This window comes from Nocardia sp. NPDC004718 (genome assembly GCF_053601535.1).
In genome coordinates this window covers 1-14545 of record NZ_JBSGCA010000063.1, presented here as the reverse complement: position 1 = coordinate 14545, position 14545 = coordinate 1, and the positions used below count along the sequence as shown (strand labels likewise).

At 71.2% G+C, this 14545-nt stretch carries 15 protein-coding genes; 4 read left to right on the top strand and 11 right to left on the bottom strand.

Annotated features, from left to right (window positions below; translation table 11 throughout):
• Positions 1–5: 5 nt before the first annotated feature.
• Positions 6–743 carry an SDR family oxidoreductase gene (locus tag ACWEH3_RS31320; protein ID WP_450024167.1) on the bottom strand — a complete coding sequence of 246 codons (738 nt, stop codon included), beginning with the start codon at positions 741–743 and terminating at the stop codon, positions 6–8.
• Between the two features lie 110 nt (positions 744–853).
• On the opposite strand from ACWEH3_RS31320, the gene ACWEH3_RS31315 reads away from it, so the two are divergent.
• The gene (locus ACWEH3_RS31315; protein WP_450024165.1) at positions 854–1762 is read left to right on the top strand and encodes a LysR family transcriptional regulator; all 909 of its coding nucleotides are present in this window, start codon (positions 854–856) and stop codon (positions 1760–1762) included.
• A gap of 15 nt (positions 1763–1777) precedes the next feature.
• On the opposite strand, the gene ACWEH3_RS31310 is transcribed toward ACWEH3_RS31315, so the two are convergent.
• The gene (locus ACWEH3_RS31310; protein WP_450024163.1) at positions 1778–2269 is read right to left on the bottom strand and encodes a pyridoxamine 5'-phosphate oxidase family protein; all 492 of its coding nucleotides are present in this window, start codon (positions 2267–2269) and stop codon (positions 1778–1780) included.
• Positions 2270–2332: 63 nt separating this feature from the next.
• Between ACWEH3_RS31310 and ACWEH3_RS31305 the strand changes: the two genes are divergently transcribed.
• Both ACWEH3_RS31305 and ACWEH3_RS31300 read left to right on the top strand, forming a co-directional pair.
• The gene (locus ACWEH3_RS31305; RefSeq protein WP_450024161.1) at positions 2333–3304 is read left to right on the top strand and encodes a helix-turn-helix transcriptional regulator; all 972 of its coding nucleotides are present in this window, start codon (positions 2333–2335) and stop codon (positions 3302–3304) included.
• A gap of 5 nt (positions 3305–3309) precedes the next feature.
• Positions 3310–4056, top strand: coding sequence for a phosphotransferase (locus tag ACWEH3_RS31300; RefSeq protein WP_450024159.1), 747 nt, complete (start codon positions 3310–3312; stop codon positions 4054–4056).
• 159 nt (positions 4057–4215) lie between these two features.
• On the opposite strand, the gene ACWEH3_RS31295 is transcribed toward ACWEH3_RS31300, so the two are convergent.
• Together ACWEH3_RS31295 and ACWEH3_RS31290 are read right to left on the bottom strand one after the other, a co-directional pair.
• Positions 4216–4404, bottom strand: coding sequence for an alpha/beta fold hydrolase (locus tag ACWEH3_RS31295; protein WP_450024157.1), 189 nt, complete (start codon positions 4402–4404; stop codon positions 4216–4218).
• 142 nt (positions 4405–4546) lie between these two features.
• Positions 4547–5647 carry an FAD-dependent monooxygenase gene (locus tag ACWEH3_RS31290; RefSeq protein ID WP_450024155.1) on the bottom strand — a complete coding sequence of 367 codons (1101 nt, stop codon included), beginning with the start codon at positions 5645–5647 and terminating at the stop codon, positions 4547–4549.
• A gap of 105 nt (positions 5648–5752) precedes the next feature.
• On the opposite strand from ACWEH3_RS31290, the gene ACWEH3_RS31285 reads away from it, so the two are divergent.
• The gene (locus tag ACWEH3_RS31285; protein ID WP_450024153.1) at positions 5753–6310 is read left to right on the top strand and encodes a TetR/AcrR family transcriptional regulator; all 558 of its coding nucleotides are present in this window, start codon (positions 5753–5755) and stop codon (positions 6308–6310) included.
• A 36-nt stretch (positions 6311–6346) separates the two neighbouring features.
• Here the strand turns inward: ACWEH3_RS31285 and ACWEH3_RS31280 are convergent, their stop codons facing one another.
• The 7 genes from ACWEH3_RS31280 to ACWEH3_RS31250 form a co-directional block, all read right to left on the bottom strand.
• Complete coding sequence (locus ACWEH3_RS31280; RefSeq protein ID WP_450024202.1) at positions 6347–7645, bottom strand: amino acid deaminase; 1299 nt, start codon at positions 7643–7645, stop codon at positions 6347–6349.
• A gap of 41 nt (positions 7646–7686) precedes the next feature.
• Positions 7687–10458: a phosphoenolpyruvate carboxylase gene (gene ppc, locus ACWEH3_RS31275; RefSeq protein ID WP_450024151.1), complete on the bottom strand. Its 2772-nt coding sequence runs from the start codon at positions 10456–10458 to the stop codon at positions 7687–7689.
• Positions 10459–10524: 66 nt separating this feature from the next.
• Positions 10525–10944, bottom strand: coding sequence for a VOC family protein (locus tag ACWEH3_RS31270; RefSeq protein WP_450024149.1), 420 nt, complete (start codon positions 10942–10944; stop codon positions 10525–10527).
• Positions 10945–11038: 94 nt separating this feature from the next.
• On the bottom strand, positions 11039–11623 hold the full coding sequence (locus tag ACWEH3_RS31265) for a GTP-binding protein (RefSeq protein WP_450024147.1): 585 nt from the start codon (positions 11621–11623) through the stop codon (positions 11039–11041).
• 1 nt (position 11624) lies between these two features.
• Positions 11625–11933 (bottom strand): DUF742 domain-containing protein, encoded by a 309-nt coding sequence (locus ACWEH3_RS31260; protein ID WP_450024145.1) that lies wholly within the window; start codon positions 11931–11933, stop codon positions 11625–11627.
• A 32-nt stretch (positions 11934–11965) separates the two neighbouring features.
• Positions 11966–12394, bottom strand: coding sequence for a roadblock/LC7 domain-containing protein (locus ACWEH3_RS31255; protein WP_450024143.1), 429 nt, complete (start codon positions 12392–12394; stop codon positions 11966–11968).
• Positions 12391–14545, bottom strand: a 2155-nt coding sequence (locus ACWEH3_RS31250) for a sensor histidine kinase (protein WP_452358447.1), incomplete at its 5' end; no start/stop codon positions are given. The genes ACWEH3_RS31255 and ACWEH3_RS31250, both read right to left, overlap by 4 nt.

Sequence of the window (14545 nt, the reverse complement as noted above, 5' to 3'; positions counted from 1 at the left end):
CGCGCTCACGCCAGGCGGCCGCCGCCATCGACGTGCAGGGTCGTCCCGGTCATGAACGGATTGGTCAGTGCCGACAGCGCCGCGGCGGAGATGTCGGCGGTGCTTCCGACCCGGCGCGCCGGATTGCGAGCCGCCACCTCCTCGAAGAAATGCTCTTTCCGCTCGCCCAGACCGTCCCAGGCGCCCGAGTCGACGATGCCCGGCGACAGCGCGTTCACCCGGACCGGCGCCAGCTCGACCGCCAGCGCCTCGGCGAGAAAACGCACCGCGCCGTTGGTCGCGGCCATCACCGTCCGGCCCGGCGCGGGCCGCCATGCGGCGACCCCGGAGAACAGCAGCAGCGCACCGCCCGGCCTGATCCGGGCGGCGAAGTGCTTGCCGAGCAGGATCGGACCGATCACCTTCGCGTCGAAGGCCCGCACGACCGCCGCGCGGTCCAGCTCGGCCACGGGACCGTTCGCGTGCGCCGCGGCCACCGACACCAGATAGTCCAGTTCACCGATCTCCTCGGCCGCCCGGACGACGGAGTCCTCGTCGCCGAGATCGATGCGCAGGGCTTGGATCGCCGCGCGACCACGTGTCTCGTCCGCCACCTGCCGCCGCGCGGCGGCGACGGCGTTCTCGTCCCGGCCCGCGAGCACCACGTCCGCGCCCTCGGCGGCGGCGTCTCGCGCGATCTGTCGCGCGATGCCCGACGCACCGCCGACGATGACGAGTTTCTTGCCATGCATCGTGCCTGCCATGAGTTGCCTCCTCGGTAGGTGTCGCCCCCACCGAGAAGGAACAAGCAGGGAGACCATCGGCCATCCCGTCGTGAGATCGATAATTTCTGGCTTTGCCATAGAATTTTCGAATGCCTACTTTGCGCGCGATGGAGTGCCTGGTGGCCGTGCTGGACTACGGATCGGTGACCGAAGCCGCCGCCCGGCTGCATCTGTCGCAGCCCGCGCTGTCGCATCAGATCGCCGCGCTGGAACGCGAACTCGGCACGCCGGTGCTGGAGCGGCTGCCGCGCGGTGTGCGGGCCACCGCGGCCGGCCGCGCGATCGCCGCGGACGCGCGTGCCGCCGTGGCCGCCGCCGAACGAGTGGTCACGGCAGGCCGCGCCGTCGCCGCGGGCGCGCGAGGACAGCTGCGGATCGCCTGCGCGGACAGCATGTCCGCGAGCCTGCTCGCGCCGGTGCTGCGTGCCTGGCATCGCCGCCGTCCCGAGGTACACCTCGTCCTGGCCGAGTTGTCCAGCGCGGACGCCATGGCCGAGATGGTGTCCGCCGGGACGGCCGACCTCGCCCTCGGCCCGCGGCCGTCCCGCTGGGAGGGCCACCTCGTGGTGATCGGTAGCGAGGAGATCGTCGCGGTATCGCCGCAGGCTGCCGGAAAGCCCACGGCGACGGTCACTTTCGCCGACATCGCCGCGCAACCGGTGGTGCACTACCACTCCGACAACGGTCTCGGCGCCTGGCTCGACGAAATCGCGGCAGGCCAGGGCGTGACGCTGACCGCGTCCACCAGGACCCGGCAGGCCACCACCGCCGCCCAGCTGGCCGCCGCCGGACTCGGCACCGCACTCGTGCCGACCAGCGCGCTGACGGCCACGTTCTCCGGCGCCGTCCGCAGCCTGCGTCCGCCCCTGGTGCGCGAGGTCGTCTGCCTCACCGCCACCCCGGGCGATCCTCTCGTCCGCCGATTCCTGGAAGACCTGCGCCGTCGCGGAGTCCCGGTCCCTAGCCCGATCGCCGCCCAGTTGACGGCGCCGGAGTGAGGCAGCGGCCCCGGGTCAGTGCTTGCGCACCACGCGTTCGCCTTCGCCCGGCTTCCAGATGGTGATGTCGAGGTGGTCGCCCGCGACCTCCACTGTCGACGCGCCGGTGAGATCGGCGACGTAGAAGTGGTCGAACTCTTGGCCCCTGATGTCGAAACCGGTCTCGTCGAACAGGTGCTGGGCGAAGCGAACGTGCACGTCGCGGTCGGGAAGTTCGACGACCGTGCCGAAGAGTTTGGCGTCGCCGTCGGACACGTTCGTGTCCACCGTGGCGGTGTGCAGGCAGAAGCGCGGATCGCGCGCCAGATCGCGGAACTTGGTCGTGCCCGGCATCCCCGCGATCACCAGCAGCCCGTCGAAGACGCGCGGCTCGATCGGACTGATCCGTGGATACCCGTCGGAACGGATGGTGCCGAGCATGCAGAGATTGCCCGCCGCGCGGTGCCTGCGCAGGAAGATCTCGGCGATGTGCGGCGCTTCTTCGGTGAACCGGCTCCAAATGGTCATACCGGCGACGGTACGGCGAATACTTGCCATCTCCTGTCCAGGTTTCCGGCTAGTCTCGCCTACGTGCGGGCCAGTCGATTGGTGCAGCTGCTGTTGCTGTTGCAGACGCGGGGCAGACTCACCGCGCCCGAACTGGCCAGGGAACTGGAGGTGTCGGTGCGCACCGTCTACCGCGACGTCGAGGCACTCTCGGCGGCCGGTGTCCCGGTCTACAGCGAGCCGGGCCGGGCCGGTGGCGTGCGGCTGGTCGACGGCTACCGCACCCGGCTCACCGGCCTCACCACCGACGAAGCCGACGCGGTGCTGCTGACCGGTCTGCCCGGCGCCGCCGCCGATCTCGGGCTCGGCACCGTGCTGGCCACCGCGCAGTTGAAGGTGCTCGCCGCGCTACCGCCGGAACTGCGCGGGCGGGCGACGCGCATCGCCGAACGGGTGCTCGTCGACGCGCCGGGCTGGTTCCACCGGCCGGACGAGACGCCGATGCTCGCGACGATCGCCGACGCGCTCTGGCACGACCGCAGGCTGCGAGTGCGCTACGGCCGCAACGACAAAGTGGTCGAGCGCCTGCTCGACCCGCTCGGTCTGGTGCTCAAGGCGGGCACCTGGTACCTGGTCGCGCGCAGCGGGTCCACACCGCGCTCGTACCGGGTCGGCCGGATCCTCGCCGCCGAGCCGACCGGCGAAACCTTCTCCCGTCCAGCGCAATTCGATCTGCGCACACATTGGTCCGAAGCCGCCGACGAATTCGCGCGCTCGATGCTGCGCGTGCGGGCGCGCTGCCGGATCGCCGCCACCCACCTGCGCCTGCTGCGGCTGACGAACGATCCGGCGGCGGTCGCGGAGGCACTGGCCTCGGCGGGACCGCCCGATGCCGAAGGCTGGGTCGAGGTGGTGGTTCCGTCGGAGTCCTACGACGTGCTCGCCCACGGCCTGCTGCCGCTCGGCGAGCACGTCGAGGTTCTCGACCCGCCGCAGTTGCGCGCGCGACTCGCGGCGACCGCAGCCGCCATGCACGCGCGCTACTCCGGGAAGTAGTTCCTATGCCACCTGATGCCGAAGTCCCCCTGATCGGAGGACGAATCACCCCCGGCGTGGTCCGCGTCGGCGACACGGTGCGACGACCCACCACCGCCTCGTCGGCCTTCGTCGCCGAGCTGCTCACGCACCTCGGGCAAGTCCGTTTCGCCGGCGCACCGCGTTATCTCGGACTCGACGACACCGGCCGCGATACCTTCACCTACCTGCCCGGATGGGTGCCCGCCAGGTTCCAGCGCTGGACGGACACCCAGGTCGCCGCAGCAGGGGCCCTGCTCCGTTCGCTGCACGACGCGACCCGCGACAGCGGGCTCACGGCAGGCCGACCGGTCGTCTGCCATCACGACCCCGGCCCCAACAACACCGTCTTCCGGAACGCCCGACCGGTCGCCTTCATCGATTTCGACACCGCCGCCCCCGGCGATCCGCTCGAAGACTTCGGGTACCTCGCCTGGACGTGGTGCGTGTCCTCGAAGCCCGACGCACCACCCGCCCCCGCCCAAGCCGCCCAGGTGCGAATCCTCGCCGGCGCTTACGGCCTCACCACCGCCGAGCGAGCCAACGTCGTCGACGCGATGCTCGATCGCCAGATCCGCAACGCCCACTGGTGGACAGCACAGCTGACCGACCCCGGCCATCGCGACACCAGCCCCGAGCAGATCGCCTCCCGCATCGCCTGGTCCGAACGGGAGCACGCCTACACCAGCGCCCACCGCGCCGCCTTCGAAGCGGCACTCCGGCACGACGCATGATCCGGCCCCCGAGAGTGCCGCCGCACCGACATTCGGCCCGGGAAGCCCGGCGAGACAAGCGGAACCGCCGAGGTCCATCGGCGGATGGACAACTCACCGGCCGTGCGCGGCCGCCGGGTGATGTCCGGCCCGGTCAGCTCTGTGGACGAGTGGGCCGGATCAGCGCAGCGTGCGAAAGAACTCGCGCACGTCCGCGATCAGCAGATCCGGCGCCTCCATCGCCGCGAAATGCCCGCCGCGGTCGAACTCGGTCCACCGGACGATGTTGTGCGCGTCTTCGGCGAGTTTGCGGACGGACATGTCGCCGGGGAAGATGGCCGCCGTAGTCGGCACATCGGACTTCCGCACCGGCGCTCCAAGACCACGGATTCGCTCACCTCGGTCGATCTCGACTTCACCGTGCTCACCGGCCCACCGGAACTCCTCGACGCGCTCCGCGCCCAGGCCGCCCGCTGCGAGGGCGCGGTACGCGACTTCGGATCGTAGCGAGCTAGCAGCGCCAATCCAGGACCGGCGCGAACGACCTGAGTTGCACCGAGTCGGGTAGCGCCCGCAGCAAGGCGTTCCGCAACGCGACGCCGGGCGGGAACGACAGTTGCGCCACCGTGCCGATCCGGCGCGACCGAGACACGATCATCCGGGTACGCGGCCCGCGTTCCCGGTCGTAGGCGGCCAGGTCACCGTCGCGGGTCACGACCCTGGCCAGCACCACGGCGTCCTCCAGCGCCTGGCAGGCGCCTTGCCCGAGGTTGGGCATCATCGCGTGCGCGGCGTCGCCGACGAGCGCGATCCGTCCTGCCACAAAGATTTTCAGCGCGGGCAGGTCGTAGAGATCGTGCCGCAGCACCTCGGCGTCCCCGGCCGCGGCGAGCAGGGCGGGAATCGGCTCGTGCCAGCCGCCGAACCGCGCGCGCAACTCGGCGAGCCCGCCGCTCGCCGTGCCCGCGGGCATGTTCGCGGTGGCGAAGCAGTAGACCCGGCTGTCCGCGAGCGGCGCGTACCCGAAACGCTCACCGCGCCCCCAGCTTTCGCCCATATCGGTGACCGGCTGGTGCGGCGTGACGACCAGACGCCATGCGGTGTATCCGCCGTAGCGGGGCCGAATCTCGCCGCAGACGGCGCGGCGCACCACACTGCGAATGCCGTCGGCGCCGACGACGACGTCTCCGCTGGACGTCCCGGCCGAGTGCACCACCGTGCCGTCCACCCTCGCCTCGGCCACGGTGACACCGGTGCGCAGCGCCTCCGCCGGGATGGCCGACCGCAGAATGTCCACCAGATCGGCGCGGTGCAGCATGATCGGGCTGCCGTACGCCGCCCGGAGCTTCTCGGCGTCGATCCTGGTCAGCCACCGCCCGGTGCGGTCGCGAATACCCGCCGCGCCCTCCTCGACGGCCCGTGCCCGCACCGCGTCGCCAAGGCCGAGCACATCGAGAGCGCGAAGAGCGTTGGGCCACAAGGACAACCCCGCCCCGACCTCGGCGATTTCGGCACCCCGCTCGAGCACTTCGACGCGCAGGCCCTGCCGGAGGAAGGCGACCGCGGTCGCCAGACCACCGATGCCACCGCCCACGATGACCACCTCGGGCATCGTTTCCCCTTTCTCCGGAACACTCGGCTTCCCCGAACGTTACTACGAATGTAGTGCCGCCGCGGCGGACTGTAACCGGTATCACTACCGCTGTAGTATCGAGGGATGTCCGGTAAGCGCGAACTCGTCTTGGACGCGGCGATCGAGCTGCTCGGGTCCCGCGGGATCCGAGCCCTCACCCACCGCGCGGTGGACGAGGTCGCGGGCATGCCCGCCGGATCGGCGTCCAACTACTTCCGCACCCGTGCGGCGCTGCTGACCGGTATCGCCGAGCGACTCGAAGCTCGCGACTACGCGGATTGGGAGGCGCTCAACCGGCGACCCACCCCCGCCACCATCGAGGAACTCGTCGACGGCACGGCCGCCTTCGTCGTCCACGCGGTGCGGACCGACCGCGCGCGGACATTGGCGCGCTACGCGCTGTTCCAAGAAGCGCGGACCTCGCCCGCGCTGCGCGAGACCGTGCGCAGCGGCCACCGCAGGCTGACCGAATGGGCCGCGAGCCTGCTGGCGAACGTCGGCGGCGACCGGGCGACGACACAGATCCTGGTCGGCCAGCTCGAGGGCATCATCCTGCACCAATTGGTAGATCCGGCAACGGATTTCGATCCCCGTCCGGTGCTGGACCGGTTGGTGCGCGCGCTGATCGCTTCGAACGACTAACGCCGGGCAGCGCGGCCGAGAGCCCGGCGCCACCCGTCAGAAGAACGTGTGCAGTAGATCCACCACTCGCGGCGAGGGCGCGTCGGCGTCATCGATCACCGGGATCAACCGCCATTTGTCGAAAGCCGTGCACGGGTGGGACAGACCGAGCCGAACGACCGCCCCGATGGGCAACTCGGTGGCGGCGCCGCCCGGTAACCGGAGGAAGGCGTGCTGGTCGTTGAGCGCGGAGACCGCCGCGCCCGAGTCGAACGCACCGCCCCGCGGTCCTGCGACGCGTTGCGGAACCGGCATCCCCTCATCGAAAGGCAGATCGCGTCTGCCCGCGTCGAGCAATGCGAGGCCGGGCTCCGGGCGCGAGAGTGCGCGTGCCCAGCCGTGCATCGCCGAGCGCAGCGGCCGCGCGCACCCGGGAGCCGCCAATGGCGACATGCTCGCGTAGAAGCCGTCGTCGTGGATGACATACGCGCCCGAGCGCAGCACGACCGTCGTCGCGACACCTTGCCCGCCCTGCTCGTCGGACAGCGGGGCGAGGTACTCGAGCGCCAGCTCCGGATAGGCGCTCCCACCGGCGGTGACGACGGCCGGACCGCGATATCGCCCCGCCGCGGCGAGTTCCCGGTGCAGCCGGGCGAGTTTCCCGAGGTAGTCGCGCACCGCGCGGATGCCGGTCGCGGTGCGGTCGTGTGCGAGCGCGCCCTCATAACCGCCCACCCCGGCGAGCGTCAGCCGGGACGCGCCATCGATCGCGCGAGCTACGGCGTGCGCCTGTTCCACCGTGCGTGCGCCGGTTCTGCCGTGCGGGCCGCCGAGTTCCACCAGCACCCGGATCCGCGCCGGCTCGGGGGCGGTGCGCAGATGCGCGTCCATCAAGGCAACCGTTTCGGCGCTGTCGGCCCAGCAGTAGAACTCGAAAGACGGATCGTGCGCCGATTCCGCCGCGACCCAGCACAATCCGACCGGGTCCACCAGCGCGTTGGCCAGCAGCACCCGCGCGACGCCGAAGGACCGCGCCACCTGCGTCTGCCAGATGGTGGCCAGGGTGATGCCCCATGAGCCCGCGGCCAGCTGATCGGCCCACACCTGCGGCGCCATCGTCGTCTTGCCGTGCGGCGCCAGCCGAACGCCTGCCGCGCGCACCCACTCGGCCATGACCGCGATGTTCTGCGCGAGGGCCGCGCGATCGACCGTGAGCACCGGCGTCTCCAGTTGGTCGAGCGCCGGGGCGGCAGCGCGGAGTTCGCGCACGGTCCGCCCCCAGAACGCGGGTGGCATGCCCTTGTGCTCGGGACCGATCCGGCGGTCCGCCAGCGCCGCCACGGCTGCTTCGTCGATCGACACGACGTCCTTCCTACCGGACGCGCCCCCTTCGGCGGCTAACCCGAGTTGCGCAGGGCGGTGGCCAGGCCGTTCATGGTCAGCAGGATGCCGCGTTTCACCAGTTCGGAGTCGTCCCCGGCGCGCAGGCGGCGCAGCAACTCCACCTGCATCTGGTTCAGCGGTTCCAGGTAGGGGAAGCGATTGTGGATCGACTCGGCCAGCGACGGGTTGTCGGCCAGCAGGTGATCGTTGCCGGTGATCGCGGCGTGCATGCGGACGGTCCGGGCGTGTTCGTCGCGGATCATGCCGAAGATCTGCTCCCGCAACGCCACGTCGTCCACGAGTTCCGCGTAGCGGGCGGCGATGTCCAGATCGCTCTTGGCTATCACCTGCGCCAGATTGGACAGCACCGTGCGGAAGAACGGCCAGCGGCGATACAGATCCGCCAAGGTGGCCAGGCGCTCCGGATCGCCGTCGATCCACTCCTCCAGCGCGCTGCCGGTGCCGTACCAGCCCGGCAGCATCACCCGCGACTGGCTCCACGACATCACCCACGGGATGGCGCGCAGGTCCGCGACCGAATTCGTCGGCTTGCGCGAGGCGGGCCTGCTGCCGATATTCAGATCGCCCACCTCGGCGACCGGCGTGGACTGCCGGAAGTACTCGACGAATCCGGGCGTCTCGTGCACCAGCCGCGCGTACGCGGCGCGGCCGCGGGCCGCCAGGTCGTCCATGATGCCGTAGGACGACTCCGCGTCGGCGCCGAGACCCTCCACGTCCAGCAGCGTCGACTCCAGGGTGCCCGCGATCAGCGACTCCAGATTGCGGTGCGCCGCACCGGGTTCGGCGTACTTCGCGGCGATCACCTCGCCCTGCTCGGTCAGCCGCAGCGAGCCGCGCACCGCTCCGGCAGGCTGGGCGAGGATCGCGTCGTAACTGCGGCCGCCGCCGCGGCCGACCGTGCCGCCGCGGCCGTGGAACAGCCGCAGCCGGATGCCGGTCTTGCGCGCGACCTCGACCAGGTCCAGCTCGGCCCGGTACAGCGCCCAGTTGGCGGCCAGATACCCGCCGTCCTTGTTGGAGTCGGAGTAGCCGAGCATCACTTCTTGACGCATGCCCTGCGCGGCCACCAGATCGCGATAGACCGGCACCTCCAGCGCCGCGGACAGCGTGTCCGCGCCCGCGCCGAGGTCCTCGATGGTCTCGAACAGCGGGACGATGCCCACCGGGCAACTCGGCGGCCCGTCCGGCTCCCCGGGGTCGAGCAGTCCGCCTTCCTTCAGCAGCAGGGCGGCTTCGAGCAGATCGCTGACCGACGTGCACATGCTGATGATGTAGTTCGGCACCGCCTCCGCACCGAGCGTGTCCACCACGTCCCGGGCGGCGCGGACGATGCCGAGCTCCTTGCCCGCCAGTTCGCTCAGCCGTGCGTGCGGGCCGAGCAACGGGCGGCGGGTGCGCAGCTCGGCGGCGAGCAGTTCCACCCGTCGCGACTCCGGCAGGCTCGCGTAGTCGGGGTGCACCCCGGCCCAGGCCAGCAGTTCGGCGACGACCTGCTCGTGCACCTCGGAGTTCTGGCGCATGTCCAGGCTCTGCAAATGGAAGCCGAACGTCTCCATGGCATGGCGCAACGCGGCGAGACGATCGTCGGCGAGCAGGCCGTCGCCGCTGCGCCGCAGCGAGGCATCGATCGCGTCCAGGTCGTCCAGGGCGGCCTGCGGGGTCGGATAGGGCCGCGCCCCGGTATCCAGCCCGTTCGGCGGAACCTCCCCGAGCGCCGTCAGCGCGGTGGCCGTCAACCGGGCCCGGACATGGTGCAGCGCACGGCGATACGGCTCGTCGGCGTGCTCCGCCGGATCGGGGTATCCGGTCTCGGCGAGCGCGGCGACCTCGGGCGTCACGGTGACCAGCCGGGCCGACAACGACAGCATCTTCTCCAGTTCCACCAGCTCGCGCAGGTAGCGTTCGAACGCCACGCCCGCGGCGCGGGAGGCGGCCTGCCGCACCACCTCGGCGGTGACGTACGGATTTCCGTCGCGATCGCCGCCGATCCACGAGCCGGGACGCAGCATCGGGCGCGCCAGCAGCTCGGCCCCCGGCCAGCGCGAGCGCAGCGCGGCGCGCACCTCGGCGTTGAGCGCCGGGATCACGTCGAACAGGGTCAGGTCGTAGTAGCGCAGACCCACCGAGATCTCGTCCTGGATGCGCAAGCGCGCCAAGCGAATCAGCGCGGTACGCCACAGGCTCAGCACCTGGCGGCGGATCCGCCGCTCGAGGTCGGCGCGCTCGCGCTCGTTCTCGGCGTAGCGCTGGCGCAGGCGCATCAGCTCGGTGATCCGGGCCTGCGCGTCGAAGACGGTGCGGCGGCGCGTCTCGGTCGGGTGCGCGGTGATCACCGGCGACACCAGCGCGTCGGCCAGCAGATCCGCGACCCGGTTTCCGTCCAGCGCCGCCGCGTCCAGCTTGCGGTAGGTCGCCGCCAGCGACGAGTCCTGCGGCGGTTCGCCCGCCGTCTCGTGCGCGACGCGGCGGCGGTCGCGCTGGATGTCCTCGGCCAGATTGGCCAGCAGCACGAAGTAGCTGAACGCGCGGATGAGCGGAAGGGCCACCGCGATGTCCACGCCGTCCAGCATCTCGGCGACGGCGCTGCGACCGACCTCCTCGCGGCGCACCCGGAACGCTTCGATACGCACACGCTCGATGAGGTCGAAGACCTCCGGCCCCTCGTGGTCGCGAATGGTGTCGCCGAGCACGCCACCGAGGAACCGGATGTCGTCGCGCAGCGGCCGGATGGCGTCCTGTTGGGTCTCGCTCGTCGTTTCACCCATGATCAGACAGTATTGTCCTCCGGCCCGCCGGGAAATGCGACGCCGCCCACACCGGCCGCGCCCGGCTCAGCCGGGAAGTTCGGAGAAGCGCAGGTGGTTGCCCCACGGGTCACGGAACCCGCAGTCGCGGACGCCGTACGGCTGCGAGATCGGCTCCTGCGTCACCTCCACCCCGGCGTCGCGCAGCCGGGCGAACGTGGCGTCCACGGCGTCGGTGGTGAAGATCAATGTCCCCTGCGCCCCGTTGGCCAGGCGGGCCCGCGCCGCCGCACCGGCCGCCTCGTCCGGCACCATCTCGGGGGTCTCCAGAATGAACTCGATGCCCGGCTGCTTCGCCGGGCCGACGGTCAGCCAGCGCCCACCGGCGAACGGCAGGTCCGCGCGCACTTCCAGGCCGATCACGTCGCGATAGAACTCCAGGGCCTTGTCCTGGTCACCGACCAGGACGCCGATGTGGGTGAGGGCGAGGTCCGCGCCGTTGCTCATGATGATGCTCCTTCTGTTCGTCAGGGCCGGGCAACAGTACTGACGACACACGCGCGGCGAATTCATCGGTCGCGGCGCATTCTCGCGGCGACCCTCAGCCCGCGTCCCTGGCGGTGAGGTGATCCGCCCGGCGCAACAGGACCTGTTCGAGTAGCGAGACCAGCACCTCCTTGACCGAATCGCGCTGCCTGGCATCGCATTCCAGCACCGGGATCCAATCCTCCAGTTCGAGCGCCTCGCGGACCTCGCCGAGGTCGAAACGCGTGCTGCCGTCGAAGCGGTTGACCGCGATGACGAACGGCGTGCCGCGTGCCTCGAAATAGTCCAGTACCGGATAGCAGTCGTCGACGCGGCCGGTGTCCACCACGATCACCGCGCCGAGCGCACCGTCGACCAGGTCGTCCCACAGGAAGACGAAACGGTCCTGACCCGGCGTGCCGAACAGGTACAGCAGCAGTGCGCTGTCCAGGGTGATGCGCCCGAAGTCGAGGGCTACGGTGGTCTGCGTCTTGTCGTCGCGGTTCCCCGCGTCGTCCACGCCGACGGCCATCTCGGTCATCGCCGCCTCGGTCACCAGCGGCTCGATTTCGGAGATGGCTCCGATGAATGTCGTTTTCCCGACACCGAAACCACCGCTGACCACGATTTTCACCGAGGACGGCATGGTCGGCGTTCGCATGTCAGAGTGCCCGGACAAGGTCCCTGATCCTCTCGATGGCGGCGGCGGTGAGCTGGTCGGCGGAGCGCACGGTCACGTGCCCGGTGGCGGCCAAGTCGCTGACCACGACCTTGGCGACCCCGACCGGGACGCCCAGCGCGGCGCCGATCTCGGCGATGGAGTGCGGCCGCTGGCACAGCCGCACGAGGGTGCGCTGCTCGAAACGCAGCGGCGCGGACAACGCGGCGGGCTCGGCACGCACCAACGTCTCGATGCGCAGTCCGTCCAGCAGCGGCCTGGTGCGTCCCGCGGTGACCACGAAGGGCCGCACGAATCGATCCTCGCCGGAAGCGAATTCGTGTCTCATCGTCGCAGCGACTCACGCAGTTCGGCGATGAGCGCGGGATCGAGCAGCGCACCGGCGCGGTCGGCCAGCACCGCCATCTCGTAGCCGACCAGGCCGACATCGCACCCGCTGTCGGCGATCACGCCGAGACAGCTGCCGTCGCCCATGGCGGAGACGAGCAGGAACCCGCGCCGCATCTCGATCATGATGAGTCTCAGGCCGTCGAAGGAGTAACTGCGCGAGGCGCTGCGGGCCAGCCCGACCAGCCCGGACACCATGGCGGCGAGCCGGTCGGCCGAGGCGCGGTCCAGTCCGTCGGACATGGCGATCAACAGGCCGTCCGAGGACACCGCGGCCGCCTCGCGCACACCGTCGGTCTCGCGAACGAAGTTGGCCAGCATCCAATTGAACGTGTGCGGGTCGGCGCTCGATATGTGGGTGGTCACCGGATCTCCTCTGCCATGGTCGCGGCGGGCTGGAATTCGGGCGCCGCGTCGGCGGCGCGGACGCGGTCGTGCCGCGCGGCGGCGTGCCGCGCGGGCGCGCCACGCTGATGTCCTGTCCGGAAGGAGGACAGCATGCTGCGGATCTCCTCGGGTGAGCGCTCGACCGCGGGGGCGGGCTCCGTCCGGGGCGGCGCGTCGGGCCGCACGCCGGTGGCGGCAGCGCGGGCCTTCTTGTTTCGTTTCACCAAGCCGTTCTTGGTGTGCCGCGCCGTGGGTTCGCTCGGCGCCGGGCCGAACGGCTCTTCTGCGCGGCGGGATTCGGTGAGACCGACGCTCGCTGTCGGCTCGGTCCGTGCGGAAACGAACTGTGTGTAAGGCGACGACCCGGCGTTCACCGCGTGCTCCGGTGCGCGGTCGCCGGTCGTACCGGTAGCGGTACCGCGCGATTGTGGCCTCGGCGACCTCGAACCGGTCGGAGACCCAGCGGTATCGCCCACCGTGGCGGTGTGGGAGGTGGCGGGATCGTCGCGCCGATCCGGCTCGGTCTCGACCATGCCGGGCGGCAGCGTCAGGCGCGCGACGATGCCGCTCACCGGCGAGACGCTCAGTTCGACCGTGATGCCGAGCCGCTCGGCGAGCCTGCCGACCACGTAGTGGCCGAGGTGACGGGTCGGTGCGACGACGAAGTCCTGTTCGCCGCGCAATCGCGCGTTGGCCTGGGCCAATTGGTCGGCGGGCATGCCAACGCCGTGGTCGACCACCGCGAGCAGGTACCCGGTGGGCCCGGCGCGCCCGTAGATCTCCACCTCGACATCCGGTGGGGAGAACGCCAGCCCGTTCTCGATCAGCTCCGCGAGTATGTGCGCCAGTTCGCTGGCCGCCGCGCCGGCGACGAGCACGTCGTCCATCCGGCGCAGCACCACCCTGCGGTAGTCGTCGACCTCGGACAGGCCCGCGCGGATCACGTCACTCAGCGGGATCGGTTCGGCCCAGCGGCGCGGGCTGGCCTCGCCGACCAGCACGAGCAGGCTTTCGGCGTTGCGGCGCATGCGGGTGGCGAGATGGTCGAGCTCGAACAGGTTCGACAGCGCCTTGGGATCGAGCTCCTCGCGTTCGAATTCGCTGATCAGGCCGAGCTGGCGGCGCACGAGGTTCTGGTTGCGGCGGGCCAGGCTGACCATCGACTCGGTGGTGTTGCGGCGCACCAGCGCCTGCTCCGACGCGAGGGCGAAGGCCGTGGACTGCACCCGATCCAGCGCTCGGGCCACGGCGACGATCTCGACGCCTGCCCCCGGCGGCGGTCGCACCGGGGCGGGCGGGTCCGGCGGCCGGGTGTCGTCGCCGGTGCGCCAGGCCGAGATCACGTCGGGCAGCCGCCGACCGGACACGTCGTCGGCGTCCGCGGCCAGCGTGGCCAGCGGCCGGACGATCGCGCGCACCGCGGCGACAACCAGCGCCACCTCCAGCGCGATCGCCGCCAGCGCGGCGAGCACGAATGCGCCGAGGGTCAGCGCGGCGTCGCCGCGCAGCACCTCTGCCCGCTGCCGCACGTCGGCGCCGACCGTCTGCTGCACGATGCGCTGCTGGTCGATGACCGCGGTCATCCTGGTCCACCAGGCGATCGGATCGACCCGGCGCGCCAGCGGTCCGCCGCCTGCGGCGATCGCGACGTTCTCCGACTCCGCGGCCGCGTCCGCGTCCGCGCCGTCCAGCACCGCGTCCAAGCGCGCCTGCTGCGCGCCGGTCGCGTCGCGGGCGAACGCGGCCAGTCCGGCCAGTTTGGCCGCCCGGATGTCGAGGAATTGCACGTACTCGCCCGGCCCGAAGGCATCCGCGGCGAAGACGCCGTTGAGGAAGCCGCGCTCGCGAGCCGTCTGCTCCTTAGCCTCACCCAGCGCGTACAGCGCTTGCAGCCCGTGCCGGACCACCGGGTCGGCGGCCTGATCCAGACCGAGAGACAGGTGGTTCAGGGCGTCGATCGCGTCGGTGTAGTACTGGAACGCCGCCTGCCGGGGTGTTCGCCGCTGGTCGATCGTGGATCGGGTCGCGTCCAGATCGGCCAGCGGCCGGGCGGCCTCCCGCACCCGCTCCGCGCCGGGCGGGCCGTCCGCCGCCGCCTGCCGCAGGGCGCGCAAGGCGCGGTCGACCGCA

Excerpts from the sequence above, each read along its gene's own strand:
- ACWEH3_RS31320 (WP_450024167.1), bottom strand. The coding sequence starts at position 743 with ATGGCAGGCACGATGCATGGCAAGAAACTCGTCATCGTCGGCGGTGCG.
- ACWEH3_RS31315 (WP_450024165.1), top strand. The coding sequence starts at position 854 with ATGCCTACTTTGCGCGCGATGGAGTGCCTGGTGGCCGTGCTGGACTAC.
- ACWEH3_RS31310 (WP_450024163.1), bottom strand. The coding sequence starts at position 2,269 with ATGACCATTTGGAGCCGGTTCACCGAAGAAGCGCCGCACATCGCCGAG.
- ACWEH3_RS31300 (WP_450024159.1), top strand. The coding sequence starts at position 3,310 with ATGCCACCTGATGCCGAAGTCCCCCTGATCGGAGGACGAATCACCCCC.
- ACWEH3_RS31290 (WP_450024155.1), bottom strand. The coding sequence starts at position 5,647 with ATGCCCGAGGTGGTCATCGTGGGCGGTGGCATCGGTGGTCTGGCGACC.
- ACWEH3_RS31285 (WP_450024153.1), top strand. The coding sequence starts at position 5,753 with ATGTCCGGTAAGCGCGAACTCGTCTTGGACGCGGCGATCGAGCTGCTC.
- ppc (WP_450024151.1), bottom strand. The coding sequence starts at position 10,458 with ATGGGTGAAACGACGAGCGAGACCCAACAGGACGCCATCCGGCCGCTG.
- ACWEH3_RS31270 (WP_450024149.1), bottom strand. The coding sequence starts at position 10,944 with ATGAGCAACGGCGCGGACCTCGCCCTCACCCACATCGGCGTCCTGGTC.
- ACWEH3_RS31265 (WP_450024147.1), bottom strand. The coding sequence starts at position 11,623 with ATGCGAACGCCGACCATGCCGTCCTCGGTGAAAATCGTGGTCAGCGGT.